At 63.1% G+C, this 23,687-nt stretch carries 24 protein-coding genes; 8 read left to right on the plus strand and 16 right to left on the minus strand.

Features of this window, described 5'->3' with window-relative positions; all coding sequences use genetic code 11:
• The first annotated feature begins 16 nt into the window (after positions 1 to 16).
• The 6 genes from N7422_RS23690 to N7422_RS23715 all read left to right on the plus strand — a co-directional run bounded on the left by N7422_RS23690 (position 17) and on the right by N7422_RS23715 (position 4,685).
• Positions 17 to 364: an SMR family transporter gene (locus N7422_RS23690; protein WP_038421338.1), complete on the plus strand. Its 348-nt coding sequence runs from the start codon at positions 17 to 19 to the stop codon at positions 362 to 364.
• 15 nt (positions 365 to 379) lie between these two features.
• Positions 380 to 1,000 (plus strand): DUF3313 family protein, encoded by a 621-nt coding sequence (locus tag N7422_RS23695; protein WP_000837791.1) that lies wholly within the window; start codon positions 380 to 382, stop codon positions 998 to 1,000.
• Positions 997 to 2,154 carry an ABC transporter permease gene (locus N7422_RS23700; protein ID WP_000063629.1) on the plus strand — a complete coding sequence of 386 codons (1,158 nt, stop codon included), beginning with the start codon at positions 997 to 999 and terminating at the stop codon, positions 2,152 to 2,154. The genes N7422_RS23695 and N7422_RS23700 overlap by 4 nt, the downstream gene beginning before the upstream one ends.
• Positions 2,151 to 2,972: an ATP-binding cassette domain-containing protein gene (locus tag N7422_RS23705; protein ID WP_023093371.1), complete on the plus strand. Its 822-nt coding sequence runs from the start codon at positions 2,151 to 2,153 to the stop codon at positions 2,970 to 2,972. Before N7422_RS23700 ends, N7422_RS23705 begins: the two co-directional genes overlap by 4 nt.
• Before the next feature lie 91 nt (positions 2,973 to 3,063).
• A complete protein-coding gene (locus N7422_RS23710; RefSeq protein ID WP_000433686.1) occupies positions 3,064 to 3,993 on the plus strand; it encodes an MlaD family protein in 930 nt (309 codons plus the stop codon).
• 92 nt (positions 3,994 to 4,085) lie between these two features.
• Positions 4,086 to 4,685: an ABC-type transport auxiliary lipoprotein family protein gene (locus tag N7422_RS23715; RefSeq protein ID WP_003124411.1), complete on the plus strand. Its 600-nt coding sequence runs from the start codon at positions 4,086 to 4,088 to the stop codon at positions 4,683 to 4,685.
• 66 nt (positions 4,686 to 4,751) lie between these two features.
• Here N7422_RS23715 and N7422_RS23720 read toward each other — a convergent pair whose 3' ends face one another.
• From N7422_RS23720 to N7422_RS23760, 9 genes are all read right to left on the minus strand, one after another.
• A complete protein-coding gene (locus N7422_RS23720) occupies positions 4,752 to 6,755 on the minus strand; it encodes a relaxase/mobilization nuclease and DUF3363 domain-containing protein (RefSeq protein ID WP_000132148.1) in 2,004 nt (667 codons plus the stop codon).
• 448 nt (positions 6,756 to 7,203) lie between these two features.
• Positions 7,204 to 7,791, minus strand: a complete 588-nt coding sequence (locus N7422_RS23725; protein WP_003092304.1) for a S26 family signal peptidase — start codon at positions 7,789 to 7,791, stop codon at positions 7,204 to 7,206.
• Complete coding sequence (locus tag N7422_RS23730) at positions 7,788 to 8,345, minus strand: DUF2840 domain-containing protein (RefSeq protein ID WP_023093372.1); 558 nt, start codon at positions 8,343 to 8,345, stop codon at positions 7,788 to 7,790. Before N7422_RS23730 ends, N7422_RS23725 begins: the two co-directional genes overlap by 4 nt.
• Entirely contained in the window at positions 8,342 to 8,605 is a 264-nt protein-coding gene (locus N7422_RS23735; RefSeq protein WP_000147048.1) for a hypothetical protein, read from the minus strand. Before N7422_RS23735 ends, N7422_RS23730 begins: the two co-directional genes overlap by 4 nt.
• Positions 8,602 to 9,240: a ParA family partition ATPase gene (gene parA, locus N7422_RS23740; RefSeq protein WP_003092312.1), complete on the minus strand. Its 639-nt coding sequence runs from the start codon at positions 9,238 to 9,240 to the stop codon at positions 8,602 to 8,604. Before parA ends, N7422_RS23735 begins: the two co-directional genes overlap by 4 nt.
• Before the next feature lie 241 nt (positions 9,241 to 9,481).
• Positions 9,482 to 10,327 (minus strand): replication initiator protein A, encoded by an 846-nt coding sequence (locus tag N7422_RS23745; protein WP_022652188.1) that lies wholly within the window; start codon positions 10,325 to 10,327, stop codon positions 9,482 to 9,484.
• A gap of 26 nt (positions 10,328 to 10,353) precedes the next feature.
• Positions 10,354 to 10,638, minus strand: coding sequence for a helix-turn-helix domain-containing protein (locus N7422_RS23750; protein ID WP_001247107.1), 285 nt, complete (start codon positions 10,636 to 10,638; stop codon positions 10,354 to 10,356).
• Positions 10,639 to 10,749: 111 nt separating this feature from the next.
• A complete protein-coding gene (locus tag N7422_RS23755; RefSeq protein WP_003092318.1) occupies positions 10,750 to 11,520 on the minus strand; it encodes a DUF2285 domain-containing protein in 771 nt (256 codons plus the stop codon).
• Between the two features lie 342 nt (positions 11,521 to 11,862).
• Positions 11,863 to 12,210, minus strand: coding sequence for a DUF2958 domain-containing protein (locus N7422_RS23760; protein WP_016487838.1), 348 nt, complete (start codon positions 12,208 to 12,210; stop codon positions 11,863 to 11,865).
• 287 nt (positions 12,211 to 12,497) lie between these two features.
• Here N7422_RS23760 and N7422_RS23765 point away from each other — a divergent pair, with 287 nt between their 5' ends.
• Complete coding sequence (locus tag N7422_RS23765; protein WP_006379425.1) at positions 12,498 to 12,791, plus strand: helix-turn-helix transcriptional regulator; 294 nt, start codon at positions 12,498 to 12,500, stop codon at positions 12,789 to 12,791.
• 312 nt (positions 12,792 to 13,103) lie between these two features.
• On the opposite strand, the gene N7422_RS23770 is transcribed toward N7422_RS23765, so the two are convergent.
• From N7422_RS23770 to N7422_RS23785, 4 genes are all read right to left on the minus strand, one after another.
• Entirely contained in the window at positions 13,104 to 13,418 is a 315-nt protein-coding gene (locus N7422_RS23770; RefSeq protein ID WP_001273857.1) for a DUF736 domain-containing protein, read from the minus strand.
• A gap of 775 nt (positions 13,419 to 14,193) precedes the next feature.
• Complete coding sequence (locus N7422_RS23775; RefSeq protein WP_022580212.1) at positions 14,194 to 14,403, minus strand: hypothetical protein; 210 nt, start codon at positions 14,401 to 14,403, stop codon at positions 14,194 to 14,196.
• A gap of 61 nt (positions 14,404 to 14,464) precedes the next feature.
• The gene (locus N7422_RS23780; RefSeq protein ID WP_000994919.1) at positions 14,465 to 16,534 is read right to left on the minus strand and encodes a ParB/RepB/Spo0J family partition protein; all 2,070 of its coding nucleotides are present in this window, start codon (positions 16,532 to 16,534) and stop codon (positions 14,465 to 14,467) included.
• An 80-nt stretch (positions 16,535 to 16,614) separates the two neighbouring features.
• Positions 16,615 to 17,442: a DUF932 domain-containing protein gene (locus N7422_RS23785; protein ID WP_003092327.1), complete on the minus strand. Its 828-nt coding sequence runs from the start codon at positions 17,440 to 17,442 to the stop codon at positions 16,615 to 16,617.
• A 545-nt stretch (positions 17,443 to 17,987) separates the two neighbouring features.
• On the opposite strand from N7422_RS23785, the gene N7422_RS23790 reads away from it, so the two are divergent.
• On the plus strand, positions 17,988 to 20,291 hold the full coding sequence (locus tag N7422_RS23790; protein WP_006379607.1) for an AAA family ATPase: 2,304 nt from the start codon (positions 17,988 to 17,990) through the stop codon (positions 20,289 to 20,291).
• A 66-nt stretch (positions 20,292 to 20,357) separates the two neighbouring features.
• On the opposite strand, the gene radC is transcribed toward N7422_RS23790, so the two are convergent.
• From radC to N7422_RS23805, 3 genes are all read right to left on the minus strand, one after another.
• Positions 20,358 to 20,867 (minus strand): DNA repair protein RadC, encoded by a 510-nt coding sequence (radC, locus tag N7422_RS23795; RefSeq protein ID WP_003092330.1) that lies wholly within the window; start codon positions 20,865 to 20,867, stop codon positions 20,358 to 20,360.
• Between the two features lie 351 nt (positions 20,868 to 21,218).
• On the minus strand, positions 21,219 to 22,283 hold the full coding sequence (locus N7422_RS23800) for a PDDEXK nuclease domain-containing protein (protein ID WP_003092331.1): 1,065 nt from the start codon (positions 22,281 to 22,283) through the stop codon (positions 21,219 to 21,221).
• Positions 22,280 to 23,479 carry a site-specific integrase gene (locus N7422_RS23805; protein WP_001062689.1) on the minus strand — a complete coding sequence of 400 codons (1,200 nt, stop codon included), beginning with the start codon at positions 23,477 to 23,479 and terminating at the stop codon, positions 22,280 to 22,282. Before N7422_RS23805 ends, N7422_RS23800 begins: the two co-directional genes overlap by 4 nt.
• Positions 23,480 to 23,687: the final 208 nt, after the last annotated feature.

The following is a 23,687-nucleotide window of genomic DNA, read 5'->3' on the forward strand; positions in this document are numbered from 1 at the left end:
ATGTCTCGCTAGGCTTATGCGATTCAGCACCCATCCGCTGATCTGGAAATCCTGGTCGATTGTCATTGCCGCAGGGGTTCTAGGAGCGGGCTATCCACTGGGCCTGCGGGCCATCACGGCGGGCGGTCCGATGCGCTGGGTCGGCCTCTGTGTGGCAGTGACGTGCATGGCGGCCAGCGGCGCACTTTTGTGGTTCGCGCTCAAGCGGATTCCGATCAGCGCGGCCTCTGCAGCCTGGGCAGGAATCGGGCTACTTGGAAACTTGGGCGTCGGCGCCCTCCTACTAGGCGATGTCGCATCGGTAACGCGCTGGTCTGGCACCGCCCTCATCGCAGCAGGCATTGCCTGTCTTAGTTTCGTTTGATCAAGGAGACCCATTATGAAGAGCAAAACTGCATTGATCCGCGGCGGCATCTTTTTTTGCGTAGCAGGCGCGCTCTCTGGATGCGCGACCAACAGCATGACGCGCTCCGGATTTCTCGGCGACTACGAGAAGTTATCGCCGACACGATACGAGAACGTACTGATGTACCGCGCAGCGGGATTCGAGCCCAAGCGTTATGCCGCTGTCGTGGTGGAAGAAGCGCAGATCAAGACCGCCTCGGGTCGCATCGATGGGCTCGATGACGCGCAGCAGCGCGAAGTGCTAGACCATGTGACGAGCGAACTGAAACGCCAGGAAGGCAAAAGTCCCGCCCCCCCAGGTGGCGCGGGACAGGTTCGGGTGCGTGTAGCGGTCACCGAACTGCAGACACCGAATCGGGCAGTCAATGCAATGACGACCCTGCTGGTTGGACCCGTGACGACGGGTGGTGCCAGCCTAGAGTTCGAAGCAGTCGATTTAAGGACGGGACGCCGGGTTGCTGCCGCCAGTTGCTTCGAGCGCGGCAACGTCATTAAAGAGTTCGCCGGTTCGTACACATTGCTGGGTCATGCCAAAGCGGCGATCACGAACTGCATCGAGCGCATCGACAGCGCTTGGCGGGACACGCAGCCATGAGCAACGCTTCACAGGCTTGGCTCCGGCAGGATGCCATGGTCGGCGGTGATCACAAATGGCTGGCGGGTGGCGACTGGACGATAGAGCACTACGCCAGTCTGGCAAAATCCGTGTCCGCCGCCCGCATCAGTCATGCCGAGGGGTACGCCACTCCCTTACTCGACTGGACGCAAGTCCAGAGACTGGACACCGCCGGCGCGGCTCTGCTGGTGGAAATTCTCGGGCCAGACTCGATACTCGACCGGCCGGAGGCAGCTCCAAATCTGTCCTCGGATCGCCTCGCCCTAATGAGAGCGCTGGCCGCCGCTGCTACCGATCAGCAGAAGACGGAGAAAGCAGCGGTGAGCGGGAATCCTCTGCTCCGCGGTCTGGGACGCATAGGCCTGACCTTGGAACAGGGCTGTCGTGCGTGTCTTGGTCTGGCCGGGTTCGTGGGCCAGATCATCGAAACATGGAGCCGTACCGTTCGTCACCCGCGTCGCTGGCGCGCGACCTCGGTGATCGCTCAAATCCAGCGATCAGCGGTGGACGCCATTCCCATCGTGGCGCTACTGAGCTTCATGGTAGGAATGGTGGTGGCGTTCCTGGGAGCAACGGTGCTGGCCAACTTCGGTGCGAGCATCTTCTCGGTGCATCTGGTCGCCTTCTCGTTCATGCGCGAGTTCGGAGTGCTGCTCCCGGCCATATTGATTGCAGGCCGTACCGCAAGCGCGTACACCGCCCAAATCGGTTCGATGAAGGCAAATGAAGAGATCGATGCGCTTCGCTCCAACGCGCTCGACCCCATCGAGTTACTGGTGCTGCCACGCGTGCTGGCGCTTCTTGTGTCCTTGCCACTGCTCACCTTAGTAGGCATCTTGGCTGGCATTGCGGGCGGCGCCACCGTATGCGCACTGAGCTTGGAAATTCCTCCCGCACAGTTCCTTGCCATCGTGCAGGAAAAAATCGAGGTGCGCCATTTTCTTGTCGGAATGAGCAAGTCCCCGCTCTTCGCGGTGATGATCGCCGCTATCGGCTGCCATGAAGGGTTCAAGGTCGCCGGTAGCGCTGAGTCGGTAGGCGACCACACGACGTCTAGTGTCGTGCAATCAATCTTCATGGTGATCCTGATAGACGCCATCGCTGCACTGTTCTTCATGGAGATGGGCTGGTGAGCGCGGTGAAGCAAGACACCGACAACGGTGTGCGACACGCTATTGAAGTGCGCGGCCTGGACAACAGGTTTGGAACCCAGCAGGTCCATCAGGACCTAGACCTGGACGTGCGGCGCGGGGAAATCCTTGGCGTGGTGGGAGGGTCAGGCACCGGGAAATCCGTGCTCTTGCGTAGCGTCGTCGGGCTGCAGAAGCCGCATTCGGGCGTGGTCCGTATCGGGGGGCGCGACCTACTGCGAGCCCAATGGCTTGCGCGCGCGCGTATGGAGCGAAGGTTCGGCATTCTGTTCCAGAAGGGCGCGTTGTATTCATCGCTGACCGTCTTGGAGAACGTCGCTCTTCCTTTGATCGAGCATGTCGGTCTGGCGCGGCCTCTTGCCGAGCGTTTGGCAAGAAGCAAGCTGGGCTTGGTGGGGTTGCCTGCCGGAGCGGGAGACAAGTATCCGGCCTCGTTGTCCGGAGGCATGGTGAAACGAGCAGCACTGGCGAGAGCCTTGGCGCTTGATGCGAACATCCTGTTTCTTGACGAACCCACCGCAGGACTGGATCCAATCGGGGCTGCATCTTTCGACCAATTGATTCTGACCCTGCGCAATGCACTGGGCCTCACGGTGTTTCTGGTAACCCACGACCTCGATACGCTGTACACCATATGCGACCGTGTCGCGGTCCTGGCGAACCAGAAGGTACTCATCAACGACGGCATCGAGGCAGTCGAGCGCTTCAAGCACCCGTGGATACAGGAATACTTTCACGGCCCCCGTGGCCGTGCGGCCGCACAGGCCACTGGTGCTTCCAGCCAAGAGACGCAGCCATGAAACCCCTCCGCATCTGCATCATTCTTCCGTCGCGCACGCATTGGGCTGGGCGCACGCAATATTTAAACTCTGAGAACGAGGTGGTCTGATCATGGAACCACGTGCCCATCATGTATTCATTGGTCTGTTCGTCGTGCTGCTCGGTGCGATTGGTATTGGCTTCGCGCTTTGGCTCAGCGACACACGTTCCGACCACGATTACCAGTATTACCGGATTATGTTCGATGAGCCAGTGACCGGGCTTACGCCCGGCAGCCAGGTTCAGTACAGCGGAATCACGATTGGCGAAGTCGTTGCACTTTCTCTTTCACCGCGAGACCCAAGGCGGGCGATAGCGCGCGTACGCATCAATGCCACCATCCCGGTCCGGCAGGATACCCGCGCTGAATTGGTCATCACGGGAATTACCGGCAACGCGGTGATCGAGTTGAGCGACGGTGGGCCAAACGTGCCATTGCTGGATCGGAGAGAGGACGAGGAACCGTTGATCCTCGCACCACGTTCGGCGATGGCATCCCTGGTCTCCGGTGAGGGGAACAGCATGACGACACTCAACGGCATCTTGCTGCGCACGCAGGAGTTACTGTCGAAGGAGAATTTGGCTCTTGTGCACCGCAGTCTGGTGAATCTTGAACAGACCACGGGCGCGGTCGCTGACCAGAGGGCCGAGATCGCGACGTTAATCAGCAATCTGACCGAAGCAAGCAGAGAATCGACAGCTGCCGTGCGCCAAGCAAATAGCACTCTTCGCGATGCCAACCTGCTACTAAATAACGATGGTAAGCAAATCATGGTGAACACGCGTGATGCAACGGCATCCCTCGAACGCGCCGCTTTCAGGGTTGAGACGCTACTGCAAAACAATCAGGAATCGCTGAACCAGGGCTTGGCCGCCACAGGTCCTGCCATGCACGAACTCCAGCAGGCGCTGGCCAATCTAAACACCGTGCTGCGCCGACTGGATCGCAATCCGGCGCAATACCTGCTCGGTGGAGAGAACATTGAGGAAACCAAGCCGTGAACACTTCCGCCAGGATGATTCCCGTCGCTGCCGTGACTATGACGCTAGTACTCGGCTTGTCCGCGTGCAGTGTGCTTCCCAAAGCAGCTCCAATGGTCACCTACAAATTGCCCGACTATCACATCGCCCAGGCGGAGAGTACGCCGCGCGCCGTTCCGGGACCCGGGGCGCTGCGCGTCTACGCCCCTGAGAGTAGTCGCGTCCTGGATTCGGAGCGGCTGTTCATTGCGCAGCCCGATGGTCGCTTGTCGGCTTGGCAAGGAGTGCGTTGGGCCGACCCCGCACCGGTGCTGCTGCGTGACCGAATCGTCGAAGCCTTCATGCGCGATGGGCGGTCGACTTCCGTGATTACCGATAGCACCCCAATGAGCGCCGATATGGAGTTGCGCAGTACGCTGCGGGCGTTCCAGCTCGAATACCGCGGCACTGAAGCGATCGCCGCGGTTCGGCTCGATGTGCAACTGGTCGATCCGGCCAAACGGACTGCTATTGCCAGTAGACGCTTCGAAGCAATCCAAGCCACAGGCAGCAAGCGAGAGGCCGATGTGGTGAGCGCGTTCGGTGTCGCCACGGATATATTGGCCGGGCAGATCGTTGAATGGGCAGTTCAGGTCGGGGCAGCGCGTTTGCGAGTTGCACCGGAATTGGCAAGCAACCATGCACCCACAGCGTCGTCGATAAGCACAGACTAGTCGTCTTAACGGAGCACAGAAGCTAGGGCCAAAACGCTGCTCGACACCTTAACTCGGTACGACAGCCTACGGCCCCGATCCAATCCCAGGACCTCTTTGCCGTCCAACCTCCCATGACACACCGCCGCCGCGTACAGTCGCGGCGATCTGCTGCCCCAGTCGTGGCTCGATTATCGGCCGCCAAGGCACCAGACTGAATCCCATGCCGTCATCGAGCAGCGCATAGCGACCGCTGGCGAGCATGACCGAGCGCCGGTAGATGCCGGCTACGCGCTGCCCGTCTGTGACGTGCCGATGCTCCAATCCGCTATCGGCGGCAATGTGCTGGGCGGCCTGCGCCAGCTCCCGATTGCGCAGCGTTTCCAGCAGATTCCGGGAGAGAATCAGCCGCTGCCCGCGCCGCTGGGCCAGCCCCTGTTCTTCGAGGAAGTCGGCGCGCTGCTGCAAGGCTTGCCTAGCATCGCCGCCAAAGCCCAGGTCGCCCAGTCCCTTGCCGCCGCCGATCAACTGCTGATCCAGCCAGGTCGCGCCGATGACGCGGGCCTGCCGTTCAATCGGCAGATGCGATTTCAGTTCGACCGCCACGCCGCCCAGCCGCTGCGCGTCGTACTGGCGGCCACGCTCGGCCAAGTCGTCCGGCACCTTCCATAACCCCTCGGCCACGCGCTCCACGATGCCGGCCCGCCGTAGGGCTTCCAGCCGGCGGATATGGGCCGCCACAGCCTCTTGCGGGTCGCGGCCGGGCTTGGCTCGGCCTTGCTCGATCGCCAGGTGGTGATCGGTGCGGTACAGGCCATTGCTCGCCAGCGTGGCGATGTTCTTGTCGGCCGCCCGCACCTCGGCGGAACCGCGTACCTCCACCACCGCGCCGATGGGATAGTTCGCCAGCTCGTCGCGGGCGTCCAACGCGACGTAGTGGGCTTTGCCGTCCAACCCGTCGATGACCAGATAGCCGCGGTCGTGCAGCTCGTCGGCCAGACCCTTAGCAGCCACGCGACCGACGATAGTGCGGCCGTCGTCGCCCGGCTCGAACACCGCCAGCTCGCGAGGCTTGCCGCTCATGGCCCGCTGCATCGTTCGGATGATGTCGCCACGCTCGCCCAGGGCACGCAAGGTCTTCTCCGCGTCCGCATGGACGGCCCAGGTGCCGGGCTGCACCTCGTCGGCCAGGCCCAGGCGCTGCAAGTGTTGCAGGCGGCCGATCAGCAGCAGGCGCTGGCGTTGCAGCCGGGGTTCGTTGAAGCGTTCGATCTGCACCCGGCCATCCTCGCCGGCCTCGCGCTGCAACGTGCGGTCGAGGCTCGTCCACCGCTCTTGCTCCACCTCGCGCTGCAAGGTCTGCTGGATCTCCAGTTCGGTGCGCGGCCCCAGCCATTCCGTCGCCAGCTCGGCGGCGCGATGGCGGAAGCCGTGGGCGATGTAGTCGCCCGCGATGATGAGGTCTTTGCCGGTATCGTCGCGTCCGCGCACGATCAGGTGCGTGTGCGGGTTGTCGGTGTTCCAGTGATCGACCGCCACCCAATCCAGCCGCGTCCCCAGGTCGGCCTCCATCCGGTTCATCAGGTGCCGGGTGTAGGTGCGCAGGTCGTCCAGCTCCGCACTGTCTTCAGGTGAGACGATGAAGCGGAAATGATGTCGGTCGTCCTGGCAGCGTTCCTTGAAGGCATCGAGGTCGGCTTCGTCGGTCTGCGGCCCGTAGGCACGGCCCGGCTCGCCGTTCCGGCCGGCACCGTCGCGCTCGATGTAGCGCAGGTGCTTGGCGAGCGACTGCGGACTGGCGTTGCGCTGGTTGACCAGCAGCGTCTTGATGGTCACGCGCCGTGACATAGGGGTCAGCTTTGCGCCTGCGAAGCGCGCCGCCGTATGGCCGCGTCCAAGCCGTGAGCCGGGCCGCTGGCCGGCGTGCTGGCCGCTCCCGCCAGCGGTAGGACGGCGCACCGCCGACTTGCCGCCGCTGGCCTTGCCAGCCTGCTTGAGCACCTTGGAAACGAAGCTCTGGCCCTGGCCTTTGCCTCGGTTCTTCGGCGCGCCAGGGCGCACCCAGAAATCATGGTCGCCGCGGTCGGTCATGGCTGTGCTCCCTGCAAGCTCCGGCGTGTCCGAGCGTGCGAAGCACGCGGACATGCCTGCATCGGCGCGTGCCTCGCGCCCCACGCGGCACGGCGGCGAAGCCGCGCCGTGCCGCGCCACCCCCACGTGCAGACTGGCTTTGCGGGCGGCAGAGTGCCGAACCCTTTTGTCTTGCCTTCCGCCTTTGCCCCTCGCTCCCGCTCCGGGCATCGGCGGCCCGGCGGCGCTGCTGCACGAGCAGCCAGCCCGCCGGCGAACACGCCAATGGCCGCAGGCCAGGCGCGTTCGAGGCAAGACGCCTGCACGTTGGGCGGCTGCGCCGAAGGCAGCGCGAAGTGCGGTGCGAATGCACCCGCACTGCACGCGCGACGACACGGCGACGAACAGTAGAACGACATGCCCGATGGCACGATGAGAGGCGCGGCAAAGTGCAGCGAATCGGCGGCCATCATGGACGTGTCTCCAGCCAGATCGGATGCGCAACGCCGATCACGGCGAACGCGCTGACCGGCCCGAAATAGCGGCTGTCGAACGACGCCGGGTTGGTCGCGCTCAACAGGAACAGTTCGCCCGGTTGGAGACGGCGGCAAAGCTGCAAGGATGGCAGCGGCCGGCCCAGCCGGTCGGCAGGCAGGGCGGCGGCCACCGGCACGCCGTCGATGCGAACCTGGCCGGCGACGATGCAAACGTGTTGTGGCGCGACTGCGCCCACACGTTTGAGCAGCGGAACGCGGGTCGGCAGGTAGCCGCGCTGCGCAGCCAGCATGGCGGCCCTGTCGGGCAGCGGCATCAGCACGATGCTGTCCACGGACAGCGGACGTGGCCGCGAGGCGGTGCGCGGGTCGAACGGTTCGATGCGATACCAACCGACCGCCACGCTGTCGGACGGGTTGTAGGCCATTCGCGGCAGGGGCTGCACGAACGCCGCCCAGGCCAGCGCAGCGAGGCCGACGGTGGCGAAGCCTGCCAGCACGAGGCGAGCGCGCAGGCGCGAGCGAGGATGCGGCACGGGGCCGGTCGTGGAAATCGTGGTCATGGCAATGCCCTCCCGGCCAGCCAGGCGGCGTGCCGTTCTGCGGTGTATGTGGGTAGCGCCGAGCGCGCTGCGAGCCGGTTCGCGAGCGTGCGCCAGTACGCGGGCGATGTGTCTGCGGCTGCGATGCCCAGCGCCTCGATGCCGTCGATGCGTTCCAGCACGGCGCGCACGTTGGCATCGCCTTCGGCGTGCAGCAGCAGACGCGCGCCCGGCTGCACGCCGGGGATGCGCTGCACGGCGTCCAGCGGCGTGGCGGTCTGCATCACCATGAGCTGCCAGCGGATCGTGCCGTAGTCGTTGGCCTGCCAACGGATGCGGCACAGAACCGCGTTCGGCAGGAACACGGCGCAGCGCCGCCAGCGGTCGAGCTGGAGCGTGCGCGCCGGTTCGCCGAAGCGCAGGTAGAGCTTGAAGCGCGGTTCGATGTAGGCCAGCGCCACGCGCGTCAGCGGCACGTTGCCGGCCTGGCCGGCGAGTGTCGAAGGCGCCGGCGGCGGCGCAGCCGTGGGCGCACTTGCTTTGGGGGTGTGGGCGGTCGAAGCGGATGCGTTCACGGCGTGCCCTCCGGGGGAAACTCCCGCTCCAGCAGGTCGCGCAGCAGTTCGGCTACGGTCACGCCTCGCGTGAAGGCCGACACCTTGATGCGCGCCCGCATGGCGGGCGTGATGTCGAGCGTCAGTCGAGCGGTGTAGAGGTCGCCTTTCTGCACGGCATCTGCGTCGCCCTGGCGAATCCACGCTTCGGCGTGCGGATTCGCTGGGGGACGCGCACCGATGCCGACGCGCTTGCTGCGTGGTGGTGGCTTCCCAGTCATGTCGGCCACCGCAGCAGTTCGTCGGTGAGCGCGGCGATCTCGCGGGCAGCGGCGCTGTCGGGCGCGGTTTCGCGGGCGAGCCGGCCAGCGGCTACGCTGTCGGCAAAGACGATGCGCTGGTGGATCTCCGAGCGCAGCGCGGGCAGCGGCTGTTCGGCCAGCGATTGCCGTGCCTCCCTGCCGATGATGGTGGTGCTGACGCGCCGGTTGATGACGAAGGCCGCGCGCAGCGCTGGCCGGAACACCTGTGCTTCGCGGATCAGTGCGACCATCTCGGCAGAAGCCCATACGTCGTAGGGGCTGGGCTGCACGGGGATCAGCACGCGCTCGGCCGCCAGCAGCGCGGAACGCGCGAGGGCGGCGATGCGCGGCGGGCCGTCGATGATGATGTGATCGGCCCGCCTGGCGAGTTCTGGCGCTTCCTGATGCAGCGTTTCGCGGGCAAGGCCCACGGCGCTGAACAGACGGGGCAGGCCCTGCTGGCTACGCCGCTGCGTCCAGTCGAGCGATGACCCCTGCGGGTCGGCATCCAGCAGGATGACATGCAGGCCGCGCATCGCCAGTTCGCCGGCGATGTGCGTGGCGAGCGTGGTCTTGCCGACGCCGCCTTTCTGGTTGAGAAACGCGAAGATCATGGCGCGGCCCTCCGAGCTGGAAAGCCGGCCTGGCCGTGCCGTTTCGTGGTTGTCCACCGAAACGGCGCGCTTCTACTAAAAGTTATGTATTTCTTGTTAGGTAAGTTAGAGGGAACGCAAACCCGCGCCGTTGTTGGCTTTCCGGCGTTTTCGTACTCCTGATAGCACGAGGGTCGTACTCCTGATAGCACGATACCCGGTACTCCTGATAGCACGAGGCCGTCCACAGGTTCTCCCGCAGTTATCCCCGTGCCGCGTGCGGCACGGGCCGGAAGGTCAGCAGCTCGGTGTTGTCGTCCGGCATCCGCTCGATGCCGAGGACGTAGCCGGGCAACGACTGCCGCGCCACCAGGGCGCGCACGTCGTAGGCGAAGTCCGAGAAGCGGGCCGCGCTGCCGGATTTGCGGTACAGGTGTCGGAAGTCGAATTGCCAGCCGTGCTCCTGCCGCCCGCCATGCTTGCGCACCAGGCGGTACAGCCAGCGTTCGATACCGCCCTTCAAGCGGAAATAGGCCGGGTCGATGGTCAGCACCAGGGCGGCGTCGAGCACGCCGGCATAGAACCAGTCCGGCAAGATCAGCTCGATGCCCAGCGGGGTGCCGCTGGCGTCGGCGAGTTCCTTCCACTCGTTGATCCACGAGAAGCGATGCAAGCGCCTTCCCGTGGTTTCGCGGATGGACGTGGCCACCGTGGTCGATTGCAGCCGGTCGAGGGCGGCCTTCAGGCGCTGGTAGTCGTTGAGGGACGTGCCGCGCCCGATGAAGCGCAAAATCTCGTAAGGCGTGGCGCGTATCCAGCGCGACGGGCGCAGGCCCGCGTCGCGCGCCTCCACGATCTGCGAGGCGGCCCATATCAGCACGTCGGCATCCCATATCGTTGCGATGCCGTGCTCCTGCGTGCCTTCCACGCGAATGGTGACGTTCCCGCTGCGGAAGTCGATCGGCGCCGTGCGCCGCGACTTGGCAAGCGAGAAGAACGGAAAGGCCATCAAGTCCTGGGAATCGCGTGGCGCCATGTCGCCCGGCAGCGCGCGGAACAGATCGAGCTGTTCGCGCTGCGGCAAGGCTTGCCCTGGCGGGCTGGACATGGCGAAGGCCACCCACGCGCCGACGATCAGCGGCCATCACGGTAGTCGCCCGCGTGGCGCTCGGCGTATTCGGGATCGGACGTGGCCTCGTAGCTGCGCTGGTCGGCCCAGGCATCGAGGTCGGACACCGCGTACATGACGCGGCGGCCGAACTTGCGGAACTTGGGGCCGCCGCCGATCACCCGCTGCTTCTCCAGCGTGCGCGGCGACAGCCGCAGGTAGTCGGCGGCTTCGTCGTTTGTCAGGTAGCGTTGAGGCTGCGAGGTCGCAGTGACGGCAGCGGCGGCAGGCCGCGAGGGAGCAGGTCGCATGGGATGTACCTCCATCAAGCCCGGCCACACCACGCGGCCGGATAGAGGCACTCTCAAGAAAGCAAGGCTTCTTGCTAAGGGACGATTCGCACGGGTCGAGAAACGTCCCCCCTAATGCGACGGGAACATTGGAAGCTGCGCTAGTCGGCGGTAGCCGCCGTGCATCAGCTCATCGCCGCGGCGTACCAGCCGCCGTACGCGGGCACGCAATGCACTGTCTTTGTGCCAGTCGGCCGCGACGGCATCCGCGCCGAACAGACCTTCGCCCACCTCGCGCAAGGAGGCTCCCGCGAGGGTCGCGTCGAGCGCTTGCAAGGTATGCAGTTCCAGCAGCGCGGCGGGCGTGGGGCGGGAGCGGGCTGTTGCCACAGGCGTGGCCACGGTTGCGGCAGATAGCGCATCCAGCTTCGCAGCGAGCGTGCGGTAGCGCGCACAGGGCGTGGCGCAGGCGCGTGTGGCGTAGAGATAGGCCGAACCATCTTCCAGGTCGGGTGCGAGTGCCAGCCGAACGCAGCAGCCTGGCCAATGCGATACGAGCACCAGGCGCTTGCCGTCGTGGGTCAGTTGCTTGCGCCCAGGAATGCGCCAGAACTCGAAGGTATGCGCATCGGGTGGTGGGTCGGCGTCGGGGTATAGCTGCACCACGGCATCGTGATCGGGGAACCAAGCAGGATGTGCGTCGCGCGCATCCAGGCCGGGATCTTCCAGCAGGCGCAGGCCCCAGGCCTGCGCCGCATCAGGCTTGCGACGCCGGCGTAGCCAGTCGCGCCGGTAGCTTGGATTCCTGCGCAAATACTCCCAAGCCAGCGCTGGGCCATCGAGGTGCAGCGTGTAGAGATACGCGGCCGTGGGATACCAGTGTTGGCTGCTGCGGTCAGTCATGGCGAAACCTCCCTGTTTCTGGGAACGTCGCCACAATTCCGCTGTGCGGGAGCTATCGAATCGCCATCAAGTGGTCATCAAACTCGGGTTACGCTTTAACTGCTGGTGTCAAGACAGATTCGCTCCAGTGCATTGCCGAAATCGTCTAAATGCGACGACTGCACCGCCCGGAAATGGGGTGCAGCATTGAACACCGTGCCGAATCTCGCGCCTGGCATCATGACTGTTTTGGTCAGGAGCGCACCACCCTGGTGCAAGCATGCGGATCAAGACTTGCCAGGTCTTGGCTAAGACCGAAATAGTCACAATGCGATACTTTTTGCCTGGTCGCGCTGGAATGCGTCAATCGGTGATCGAACCGTTTTCCTGAGCCAGTCGAACGTATTCCGACAGCGGCCGCGTCGGCTGGAAATACCGATCTCGTATCACGGGCTGCTTGAGCGGCCCGACGATGGACGCCAGATCGGACAGCTTCACCGTCGCCAGGGCAGGCATCCCGATCCCGAGGTCGATCAGGCCGTAGGCCGTATCGCCATCGGTCGGATCGAGCGCGGCCAATAGCCAGGTCGCATGTGCGTCCGGTGTGAACAGGCGCACCACGGGCAGCGGGTCACATTCCTGGCCTGCGGCGCGGGTGAGGCCGTGGGCCAGTAGGTGCACCCGGTCTTCCTCGGTGACAAGCGTGGTCAAGGCCGCGCCCCTTCCACGAACACACGCAATCGCCGAGGCGCATCTGTGCCTGCGGACGGATGCACGTATGCGCAAGCGCACGAAGCCGCAAAAGCGGAGAGGCACGAAGGCGTATTGGTGGAAGTCAGGAAAGACACGGATGCGGTTCCCTGGGTCTGAGGAAATCCGCAGATGCGGATCTCCGTAAAAGCACGGAAAAGGAAAACATCACCACCAAATGAACACTATAGATTGTAGTCCTATAGGGCGCAATGGGCTGTCATCTTGGTTTTTTGGGGAAACCATAGGTGGCAGCGAAGAACTCATTGGCAGCGGCGATTCGGACGGTAAGGAAGGCGCGTGGTTTGAGCCAGGAAGCGTTCTCCAACGTGTCCAGTCGCACCTACATGAGCACGCTGGAGCGCGACCTGAAAAGCCCAACCATCCAGAAGCTGGCCGATCTGTGCGAGGTCATGGAAGTGCATCCGCTCACGCTGCTCACATTGGCTTATGCCGGTGACAGCACCCGCGAAGCTGATGAATTGCTGGCACAGGTGCGCCAGGAACTCAGGGCGATATTGGAAGAGCCCGACACGCCTTAGCGCGTTGGCGTGTGGTACTGAATTGCAGCAAGCGGAGCGCGCAGCGCCGCAGGCGCGAAGGCGTGAGGGATTGAAGCCGGATGGCCGTGACGGCTTGCCGGCACGGGGCGAAGCCCGAAAGCCCGGCGGCGCTTACAGCGCCGACACGCCACACACCGCTCGTTGACACGGATTGCGAGCCACAAGGCACGCATGCAGGCCCGCCGTGACGGGCGTATCCAGCACGCGGCAGCAGCAGAAATCCTGCGCGTGCGGTGCTGCGATCAGCAGCATCGCGCCCCGCCGCAGTGGGCGGGACGCGGTAAGCGGCTGTCAGGCCGCCTTCGGCTTGTTGCGCGACCAGATCAGGTCGTGCGTGCCGTCCTCGTTCTCGATCAGGCGGGCATAGACCGTCGCCGGGAACGAAGGGTCGTCGATGGATACGGACAGGTATTCCCGCCCGGCCTCGCTGGTCTTCTTCCACGCTGCGCCGACTTCGTGGCCAGCCGCTTGCAGGTGGAAGTCGGGGGCGTTCTCGGTGTCGCCCTTGTCGTTGGGAACCAGCTTGACCTTGACGTTGAGCGTCAGGGTGCGAAGCGTGCCGGTGAAGCCGTCTTTCTCTGCGGTGAAGGTGCCGATGTTAGCCATGATGTTTCTCCTTTCGGGTTGAACAAGGTCGCGCCAGTGCGTCCTTGTTGTGATCCGGCCGGCGGGGGATGGGCTGGTCGCACCGCACAGCGGTCGCAACAACGTGGAGAACCTGGAAGCGAAAAGAATTTGTCCCGCGAGGAATGCGCGCAGCGCAGGGGAAATTGTTTTCGCTGCAAGGTTGCGGCCATCAAGCACAAGGCGCAGCCGCGCCACCGCCAGGATTCACAACAAGACAAGGACGCACAGGCCGCCCGCTCCCGAATGGAGACGTGGCCAACTCGGCATCCCCGCGTGACGGCTGCACCGGCTTGCGCCCTGACGCGGGCCAGGTCAATGCCCCGACGACAAGGCCAGAGCGCCCCTGCCGCAGCTCACGGCCACATACTGAGGCGTGGTGTGGAAGCTCCATAGAAGCGAGGCTGGGCGGCGTGTCGGTGAACCGTCTTTCGTGACGTACAGACAACGAACCGCCAGCGTCGGGGACGGCACGCTTTCGTGCAACCTGCCGCAGCAAGCCGGGGCGTAGCCACACCAGCCCCGCCCATTGCGGCGGGGCTCGGTCGAATCGTTGGCGGCGCGATGCGCCGCCACACTTGCTGGCTTCGTGGATTTCGCGCACGAGCGCCCTTGTGCGTGGCCCCATCGCCGCCTGTCCGAAGGCGGCGATGGGGCGTTTTGGCTTTGAGCAGTGAAACCGGGCGCGGCCACCGCCGCGCCCGGAGTTTTCGACCACCGGCCCCAAGGCGGCACGGCTTGGGGCCGGTGCGGCTCGTTATTCCTTGGTTTCGATGATCCACCACACGGCGCGCGGCAAGGCGCGGCCCGTGAGGGGATGCAGATCGGTCAGGTCGGCGCGGGCCGTCCAGCCACGCGGCGGACGGTAGCCGCGCACGTCGCCGTCGCCGTGCCAGCGGCGGGCGCGCACCGTGCCGGAGGCATAGGTCGCAGCTATGCGGGGGCGGTTTGCGGGTTGGTGGGTCATGGCAGGCATCCTCAACATGAAGCGCCCCGGCCGGAACCGGGGCGCTATCTACGGTGCGAAGTCACGCGGCCAAAGCCTCGGCCTGCGGCTGGTCATCCGCCACGGCGGCCACTTCTTCCTGTGCTTCGGCTTCGCCATCCGCCGGCGCGTCCTGCCCGGTCTGCTGCGGGCCTTCGGAGCGGAAGATGGCGGGCATCCAGCCGGTGCCAGCGGCCAGCCGTTCGGCTTCGCTGGCAATGTCGCCCTTCTTCAACTTCGCCAGTCGGGTGACGTGCGAGGGCGCGAACCCGCCAACGGCTTCCAGAATCGCGGCCTTCGGCACATGCCGGAAGTAACCCTCATTGGTGGGCTGCCACCACGCGGCCATATCCAGCCCCACGGCCTGCGCCAGTTCCGCGCCGGGCTGGTGCGGCGTGGCGCGAGGCGTCACCACGTCCACCGTGGAAGCTAAGCACACGGCCAACAGCCGCACCAGTTCATCCTGTGATTTCGCCAGCAGCGCGGCGAACAGTTCGGCGCTGTCCTCCGGCAAGGTTTCGCCTGCCACCTGTTGCAGTTCGCGCAGCGCCACGGCGGCGGGTGATTCCGGCCAGTCCGGGGCCATGCCTTCCAGCCGGTCTTGCACCGTGAGGCGCACACCCAGCGGCAGGTCGTGCCCGTAGTGCCTTTCCTGCAAGACGGTCTGCACCATGCCATGCACCACGGCGGCCAGCGCTGCTTGCGGATGCCGTGCAACTTCGATTTGCAGCGCAGCGGTACGGTGCGCGCTCAACCGCTGCGCCAGTCGGTCAGACATGGCGGCGGTCTTGGGCTGCTCGTCGTCCTCGCCTGCGTCCTCGTTCGCGGCTTCGCCTTCGCTGCCGAAACCCTGCCGCAGCCGCTCCAGCGTGCGCAGTGCCTTGGCCTCCGCTTCGCGCAGCAGCCCGCGATGAATCGCGGCCTGCCCGTCGCGGTCGATGGTGACAATGGCACCGGCTGCGGCCTTCACGTTGGCCGCATAGTCCAGCAAGCCATCTTCCAGCGCCTGCAACTGCTCGCCCAGGCGTTCGCCTTCTTCCTGCAAGGCATCGGCCTTTTCCTCGTCCTCGTCGTCCAGCGCGGCATCCACCGCCTCGGCCAGTTCGTGCAGCTTGGTTTGCAGCTTCTCGATGCGCTGCGCGTCGCGCTTGTTCGGACTGCGGCGTTCCCTTGGCGCACGCTGGAAGGCTTGCAGATCGGCATGGGTCATGCCCGGCGTGGCATCCACCCACGCCCAGCCCTCGGCCTGCACCTTGGCGGCGATACCTGCCAGCTTGTCCTGCGCCAGCCGTTCCAGCAGTGCGGCATCGGTCAGATACACGCCTTTGTCGCCCTCCGCGAACAGGTCGCGGCGGATGCCACCGCCTTCCTGCTCGTAGCCGTCCAGCCCGACAAAGCGCACCAGCGGATGCCGGTAGGCGTCGATTTCGCGTTCGGTCAGGCGGTCGCGCAGGTTGTGCGGGCCGCGCTGCCATGTGGGCGCATCGTAGAACGCGGCTTCCTGCGCAGCATGGTCGTCGGTGATGGCGAGGGCCATCAACTGGTCAAGGCTCACGGCCTCGGCCCGGTAGTCGGCCAGCAGGCGCGGCGACACGTTGGCGAGTTTCAGACGGCGCTGCACCACCAGCGGCGTGACGCTGAAATCCGCTGCAATGTCCTCGATGCTGCGGCCTTCGGCCACGAGCGCGGCGAACGCCTCGAACTGGTCGGCGGGGTGCATGGCTTCGCGCTGCACGTTCTCGGTGAGGCTGGCCGTGCGGGCGGTGCCATCGGCCACCAGCAGGCAAGGCACCTCCCATTCCTTGCTAATGCGGTGCTTTTTCGCCAGCAGCTTCAACGCTGCGAGGCGACGGTCACCGGCCACGACCTCGTAATGCTCGCCATCGGCGGCGGCAATCACGATGAGGTTTTGCAGCAGGCCGACACGCTGGATGCTGGCGGCGAGTTCGGGAATGGACATGCGCGGGGTCTTGCGCACGTTGCGGCCAGTGGGACGCGACACCAGCCGCGACAGCGGAACCAGAATCAGGTTCTTGGTCGGATCAGCGGCTTCCAGCGGGATAGCGGCGGCGGTGTTGATGGCGCGGGCTTCGGTTTGGGTAACGGCGTTCATGGTGATAACTCCTATCGGTTCAGGGATGCAGCAGCGAAGAAAGCGACAAGGGCTGCTGCCTGCCCCTGCCGCGTGGGGATTCAGGCTTTCAACTGGCGCATGCCATCGGCCAGCAGCCAGAGGGCGCGATTTAGTCGGATGTTTTGGTCGATGCCCTGCACCGGGCGGGTTTGCTGTCGGCGCCCGTTGGCGCTGCGGCCACGCAGCCCGCCTTGGGTCAGGTTTTCTTGGGTGCGGTTGAACACGCTCCACAGGTCGGGGCGGCGGTCGTCGAAGCGGCGCGGCATCAGGATTTGCGATTCCGTGATGGGCGCGGGCTTGTCGGGGTCGTCGTACTTGAGGGCGAGCGCGGCGCGGGCGAACACTTCGGATTCGCCATCGTCCAAGGTGATGCCGCGCATGGCATCGCGCGATTCCTTCACCCGATCGAAACCGCTCAAGACTTCGTAAGCCCCCTCAATGACCAGACCGGCCACGTCGCCTTTATGGGGCACTCGCACATCGGCCACGGTGTTGCCGCAGACAAGGCCATTGCTGCACACGAACCGGAACATTCCGGCCAGCATCTGATAGCTGCTGGTGCCGTCGTGCGAGTTCAGCAGCACGATTTCGTTGGCCTCCGCGCCGTTGATCTGGCTGGCATGGCGCAAGCGAATCATGTGTTTGGTGTGCTCGCGCTTGCCTTCGTCGCGCACGCGGGTTTGCGTCACCATGAAAGGCTGGAAGCCTTCTTTGCGAAGCTCGGTCAGCACGGCGGCGGTGGGGATATAGGCGTACCGCTGCGAACGGCTCTCGTGCGGGGCATCCGCGAAGATGGACGGGGCCACGCGGTGAATCTGGTCGTCGGACAGCGGGTAATCGCTGCGCAGCGAGGGGGAGCGGAAAGCGAAACGGGATGCGAGTTGCATGGTCTTTCTCCTGACAAAAGAGGTTTGCTGTTCACACCGCACACCGGATTTCTAGATTCGGAGCCCAGCCTTTCGGCTGTTTGGTGCGGTCGGCACGAGGAACCCGGTTGGCCCTGTTGCCACCGTCTTTCCTGAGTTCATCGCCCGCGCCCAAAGGAGCGCGCGGACGGGGGCCGTCAAGGAGCCAAGCGCAGGGTTGGTGCGGCCCGCAGGCGCAGCCGAGGACACGGCCCTGCGCGCCTTGACGGCACACGGTCGCGGGCTACGGTCGCGGGTAAGGTGATGAAGTCAGGGGAGACGGCTGGACAAGGCAACGGCCATCCCTTTGTGCTGACCGCACGCAAGCGAAGCGCGCAGGCCCGAAGCTGGAAGCCGGGCCGTAGGCGTCAGCGATGCGGAAGGCTGGCGAAGCCAGTCCCGCCAGGGATGAGCGACTAGCGAACCTGGAGCAGCGCGATCCGCGAAGCGGAGACGCAAGAGGACTCTTCGTTTACCATTTGTTTCGCAAGCAAATGATGGGAAAGCAAGAACACGGAGATATAGAGATGATTGTCTGCATCAACCGCCTCAAACAGTTCGGAATCTTCAGCGACTTCAATGGAACGAAGATCCAAAAGTTCGGCCGGTACAACCTGGTCTATGGTTGGAATGGAACAGGCAAGTCAACGTTATCGAATCTATTCTCTTGCTTTGAGCTTCGCTCGATGGTTCCCCGCTTCAGCACGGGCCAATTTTCAGTAGTTCTGGAGGATGGCTCAACGATCACGGAATCCACACTCCACTCATCCCAATTGAATATTCATGTTTTCAATCAACGCTTCGTGCATGAGAACATTGATTGGGACAAATCCGTAAAGAGCATCCTTCTTATTGCGAAAGAGAAGATTGATGACTTGCAGAAGCTGGAGAAGCTGAAGAGCGAGCTTCAGTCGAAAAAGAAGGCTCACGACGACAAGCAAAGCGATATCAAGAAGCAGCGTGAGGCATTAGAGAAGTTCCTGACCAATGCTGCCAAGAAAATGAAGCTTGGACTTCAGGCGATTGATACGAGCGACAGTTATTACTTGAATTACGACCGCCGCAAGCTCTTCAACTTCATACAGAATAACGGCGAGACAATTATCAAGGCGGAGTCGGTTCTTCCAGATGAGAGGGTTATCGACCTTACGAATGCCGCCAAGCCAGATCAGCTTCCAAGCATTGCTTTCGCCTCAACGGCCATTGAGCCGGACTACTTTAAGAAAGCGGCGGGCCGCATCAGAGATTTGATTGGGACTACGGCGGTCAATCAAGCAATCCAGCGGCTGACCGATAACCCGGAAATCCGCGAATGGGTTCAAGCAGGCTTGGAAATCCATAAAAACCACGACTCGCAATCCTGCGAGTTCTGCGGCTCTCCGTTCGCCCAGCTTCGTGCCGAGGCGCTTGCTGCCCACTTCAGCAAGGAGTTCACGGAGTTTCAGAGCCGACTTCAGAACGCGGCGACATGGATTGAATCTCAAGGCGCTCCAGCTAATCAGTTTCCCGCATCGACCGAGTTTTATAAAGAACTATCGGCCGAGGCAGAGAAGCTTCAAAAGGACTACGCAACTGCTGCTGAAAAGATCGACCAGCAAATCGACGCCTGGCGGGAAGCCCTGAAGGCCAAGATCACAGACCCTGGGAAGACAGACATTCAGATCTCGGATGTGGTTGAAGACGATGTCACCAATTTCAATGACATCCTGAAATCGATTGTTGCTCTCGTTGGAAAGCACAACAATAAGACTTCAAATTTCAAATCTGAGACCTCAAAAAGCAAGGTGGCACTGGAGCTTCACTTTGCTGCGGCTGAGGTGCAAGAGTTTGACTATGCTGGAAGTGAGAAGAAGTGCAATGACCTTGAGTCAGAAGCAAAGAACGACCATAAGGAAATTGAAAAAATTAGTCTAGAGGTCGGAGCCATAGAAGCGGCGCTCTCGAATGAAACGGTCGGGGCAAAGGAGTTCAATGACATCCTGCATCGCTTCATTGGCCGCTCTGAGCTTTGCCTGAACTTCAATCAGAAGAAGAAAGGCTATGAGATCATCAGAAACGGGGTTGGTGAGCACGATGGGAATTTGAGCGAAGGTGAGAAAACTGCGATTGCATTTGTCTATTTCATCACGAAGCTCAAAGAAAATGGAAATAACATCAAGGATACGATCGTCGTCGTTGACGATCCGGTCTCAAGCTTTGATTCTAATCACTTGTTTCACGCCTACTCGTTTTTGAGAACGCAATGCACTGAAGCCAAGCAACTTTTTGTGCTGACTCACAACTTCACTTACTTTAAGCTAGTGAGAGACTGGTTCACTGGCACCAATAGGAATCGAGTCAAAAAAGGCAACGCCGAGAATTGCTTCTTTTATCGCCTGGATGCGCCACCTGGCTCCCCTCGTCACTCCCTACTTGTGGATGCCGACGACTCACTCAAGAACTACGGTTCCGAGTACCACTATATCTTCAAGAAGCTCTACGAATATAGGGCGCACACAACACTCAATCGAGATGAGGCGTTCTTGACCGCCAACCTCGCCCGAAAGCTTGTTGAATCGTTTTTCACCTTCAAATATCCAAGGCGTCGAAGCGACATTAGTCAATTGATGGAGGCTGGCCTAAAAGATTGCACCATCACGACACCAGAGCTTAAAGAAAAAATCTACCGCTTTATCAATAAGTATTCACATAGCGACGTTATTGAGATAACAGAGGAATCCGCAGAAAACTTGGCAGGCGAAAGCCACAGCGTCATCGGGAACATCTTCCAGTGGCTGGAAGAGGTGGACAAGAAACATTACGACGAGATGATTCAGGTTGCGACGGCCTGAGCATCAGGCCGCGAGGGCCATAGCTATGCCACCAGGCGCAGCAAAAAGGGGCCGAAGCCCCTTGGGCTAGATCAGCCCATGCTCGGCGAACGATGCCGTTTCGTTGCCCGCAACGATGATGTGATCGAGCACGCGCACGTCCACCAGACCCAACGCTTCCTTGAGCCGCTGGGTCAGCGCCCGGTCAGCCGCGCTCGGCTCGGGGTTTCCGCTCGGATGGTTGTGCGAAACGACGACCGCCGCCGCATTGAGCCGCAGCGCCTCCTTGACCACTTCGCGCGGATACACCGACGCACCGTCAATAGTGCCGTGGAACATCTCCCTGTATTCGATCAGACGATGGCGCGTATCCATGAACAGCACTACGAACACCTCATGCTCGAAGCTGGCCAACTTTGTACGCAAGTATTCCTTGACCGCCGCCGGCGAAGTGAACTCTGCTCCGCGCCGCATTTTCCGGTCAATGACCTGGCGCGCAGCTTCCAGAATGTCGTCGGCCGATGCCGGTAGATAGCGCCCGTGCGCGTCGCGCACCAGCAGACAGGAATCGAACGAGGGAAAGGACAGTTGCGACATGATCGTGCTCCGGTTGCTCGGGCGGAATTGCCCGGAACCGGCGGCAGCACGGCGCAGCGCAAGCAGTCAGGGGTCGCAGACGGCCGCCAGGACGCAAGCGCGCATGGCGCGCGCCGCCCTTGACGGCGAGAACGCCGTGATACGGTGAAGGGAACAGCAAGACCGCCCACACCCGCCCACTGCACAGAGTCGATTTTTGGCAAGCGGAGCGCGCAGGCCCGGATCAACGAGCCGGGACGGAGGCGTCAGTGATGGAAGCCCGACAGGGGCGAGACTCGCGCAGCGAAGCTCGATGCGCAGCACGACAGCGCGACGGCGGCACGCCGGGACGCCCGACTGCTTGGGACAGGACTACTCGTTGTCCGTCTTGCGCTGCTCGATTTGCAACTGCGCCCGTTGCGTTGCCTGTTGCAGCCGCTCCACCAGCACGCCCCTCGGCGGCAAGGCGGTCAGATACTCGGCAACGTGGATGCCGGACTTGTCCAGCTCCAGCAATTCGATCTGCTCGCGCTTCTTGCCGGTGCAAAGGATGATCCCGAGCGGCGAGGCTTCCTCCGGCTCCCGTTCGTGCTTGTCTAGCCACCGAAGGTAAAGCTCCATCTGCCCTTTGTAGGCCGCCTTGAAGTCACCTACCTTCAACTCCACCGCAACCAGCCGCCGCAGCTTGCGGTTGTAGAACAGAAGGTCAAGGTGGAAATCCTCGTCGTCGATCGGAATGCGCTTCTGCCGGGCGACGAATGAGAAGCCCGCGCCCAGCTCCAGCAGGAAGGACTCCATTTCACGGATGATCGCCGCTTCCAAGTCGCCTTCCTGCCAAGTGTCCCGCAGGCCCAGGAAGTCGAGGATGTACGGGTCGCGCATGACCAGGGCCGGCGACATGCGCTGCGCATCGCGCAGGGTCGCCAACTCCTGCGCTATGGTTTCTTCCGGCTTTTGGGAAAGCGCCGTGCGCTCGTACAGCATCGAGTCGATACGCTCGCGCAGCGTCCGCACGCTCCAGCGTTGGGTGCTGGCCATCTGTGCGTAGTAGTCCCGCTGGAGCGGGTCTTTCAGCGGCATCAGGGCGATGAAGTGCGTCCAGCTCAATTCTCGTATCAGTGATACGAGAATTCGCTCGTCGGGGAAGGTGGCGGCGAACTGCACCATGCGGCGCAAGTTCTGCTCTGCAAAGCTGCTGCCGTACTCCTCCACCAACTGCGCAGCCAAGGTGGGCAGAACTTCCTTGCCGTAGGCGCCCCGGCGCCTGTCCAAGACCTGCGTGTGGATGCGTTGGCCGATGCGCCAGTAGAGCATCGTAAGCTCGCTATTCACCGTCGAGGCGGCGCGCAAGCGCGCCGCCTCGATCAGTGCCCGAATGTCGCCCAGCAGCGCCGCGGGCGCTGCGAGCGATGCTGCTGATGGCCGGCGCCCGTTCATGCCACCGCCTCCGCAAGCTGCCGCGCGCCCGTGATGGCTTGGCGGCGGCTGGCCACCAGCTCGGCCGCCTCGCGCACCGGCTTGTCCTCGGTGTGGACGTAGTGCATGAACATCGCCACGGTCTTGTGGCCCGTCAGCTTCATTCCCACTTTGGTCGGCACACCGGAATTGGCAATGTCGGTGGTCGAGCGATGACGGATGCCGTGCGTGCCTACGTGCGGCACGCTGGCGGCCTTGAGCGTCCGGCACCAGCCGCCATAGTGCTCGCCAAAGGTCAGGTGCTTGGCCGGGTCGTTCGGCGACGGCAGGACGTAAGGGCAGCCTTCCAGACGCGGCGCCGTCGAAAGCAGCCGATAGGCTTCCTCGCTCATGGGCTTGGAAATGCCGCCAACCTTGCTGTCGGGCCACACCACGCGCCGGTTCTCGAAGTCCAGCCAGCTCCATTCGAGCGGGCAGATTTCGGAGCGCCGCGCCGCAAACTCGAATTGCAGCCGGATCGCCAACGGGATGACGTAGTTCTCCAGCCCCTCCGCCTCCAGTTTCTCCAACTGGCGGAAGATCCGCACCATTTCCTCGTCCACGATGAGCCGGGTTTCCTTGCCCGGCGGGTACATCGGGACGTGGCGGCACGGATTCGTGCCGTCCGGGCGGAAGCCCCAGACTTCGGCCAAGTTGAACATCTTGCGCAGCACGCCGAAGGTCTTGTTGGCCTCGGTCGGCTTGTAGGCCAGCTTTTCCATGAGCCCCGCAATGTCGGGCCGCTTCACGTCATGCACCTTCTTGCGGCCCAGCAGCGGGATGATGTTGCGGTCGATGACGCCCTGGTAGCCGTCCTGCGTGCTGACCTTGTTGCGCTTCTTGGAGTAGTCCTCCATGAACTTTTTGCACAACTCGGCCATCGTGGGCGCCTTGCGCGCCTCGGCCTTGGCACCGCCGGGATCACCACCCCGGCGAACCTCGGCCAGCCAGTCCTGCGCTTTGACCCGCGCCTGTTCGACGGTTAGCTCCCCGTAGAGTCCCAGCGAGGGCTTGCGGGGCTGGCCAGAGTTCGTGCGGTACTGGAGCATGAACACCCGGCGTCCCGTCGAGGTAATCTTGCAAAGGAAGCCGGGCACGACGGTATCCCGTAGTTCGATGTCCTTCGCCTGGGGTTGCGCCGACTCTACGGCGGTCTTGGTGAGCTTGATCTTTGCCATGATGACTCCTTGGAACGACCCGGATTCCAGGAGCCAGATAGGAGCGGCGCGAGGGAGAACCGGGTCAAGTTTCAGAAAGCACCGGCATATGATGGAAGCGCGTAAGCTATTGATAAACCTGCTGTATCGGGCTACGTCGCAGTCCAGCGAACTACCGGGCTGGAGTCATCGTGAAACAAAAAACCCGCACTAGGCGGGTTTCTTGTGT

Source organism: Pseudomonas sp. GD04091 (assembly GCF_029836165.1).
In the GTDB taxonomy this organism is placed as follows: Bacteria; Pseudomonadota; Gammaproteobacteria; order Pseudomonadales; family Pseudomonadaceae; genus Aquipseudomonas.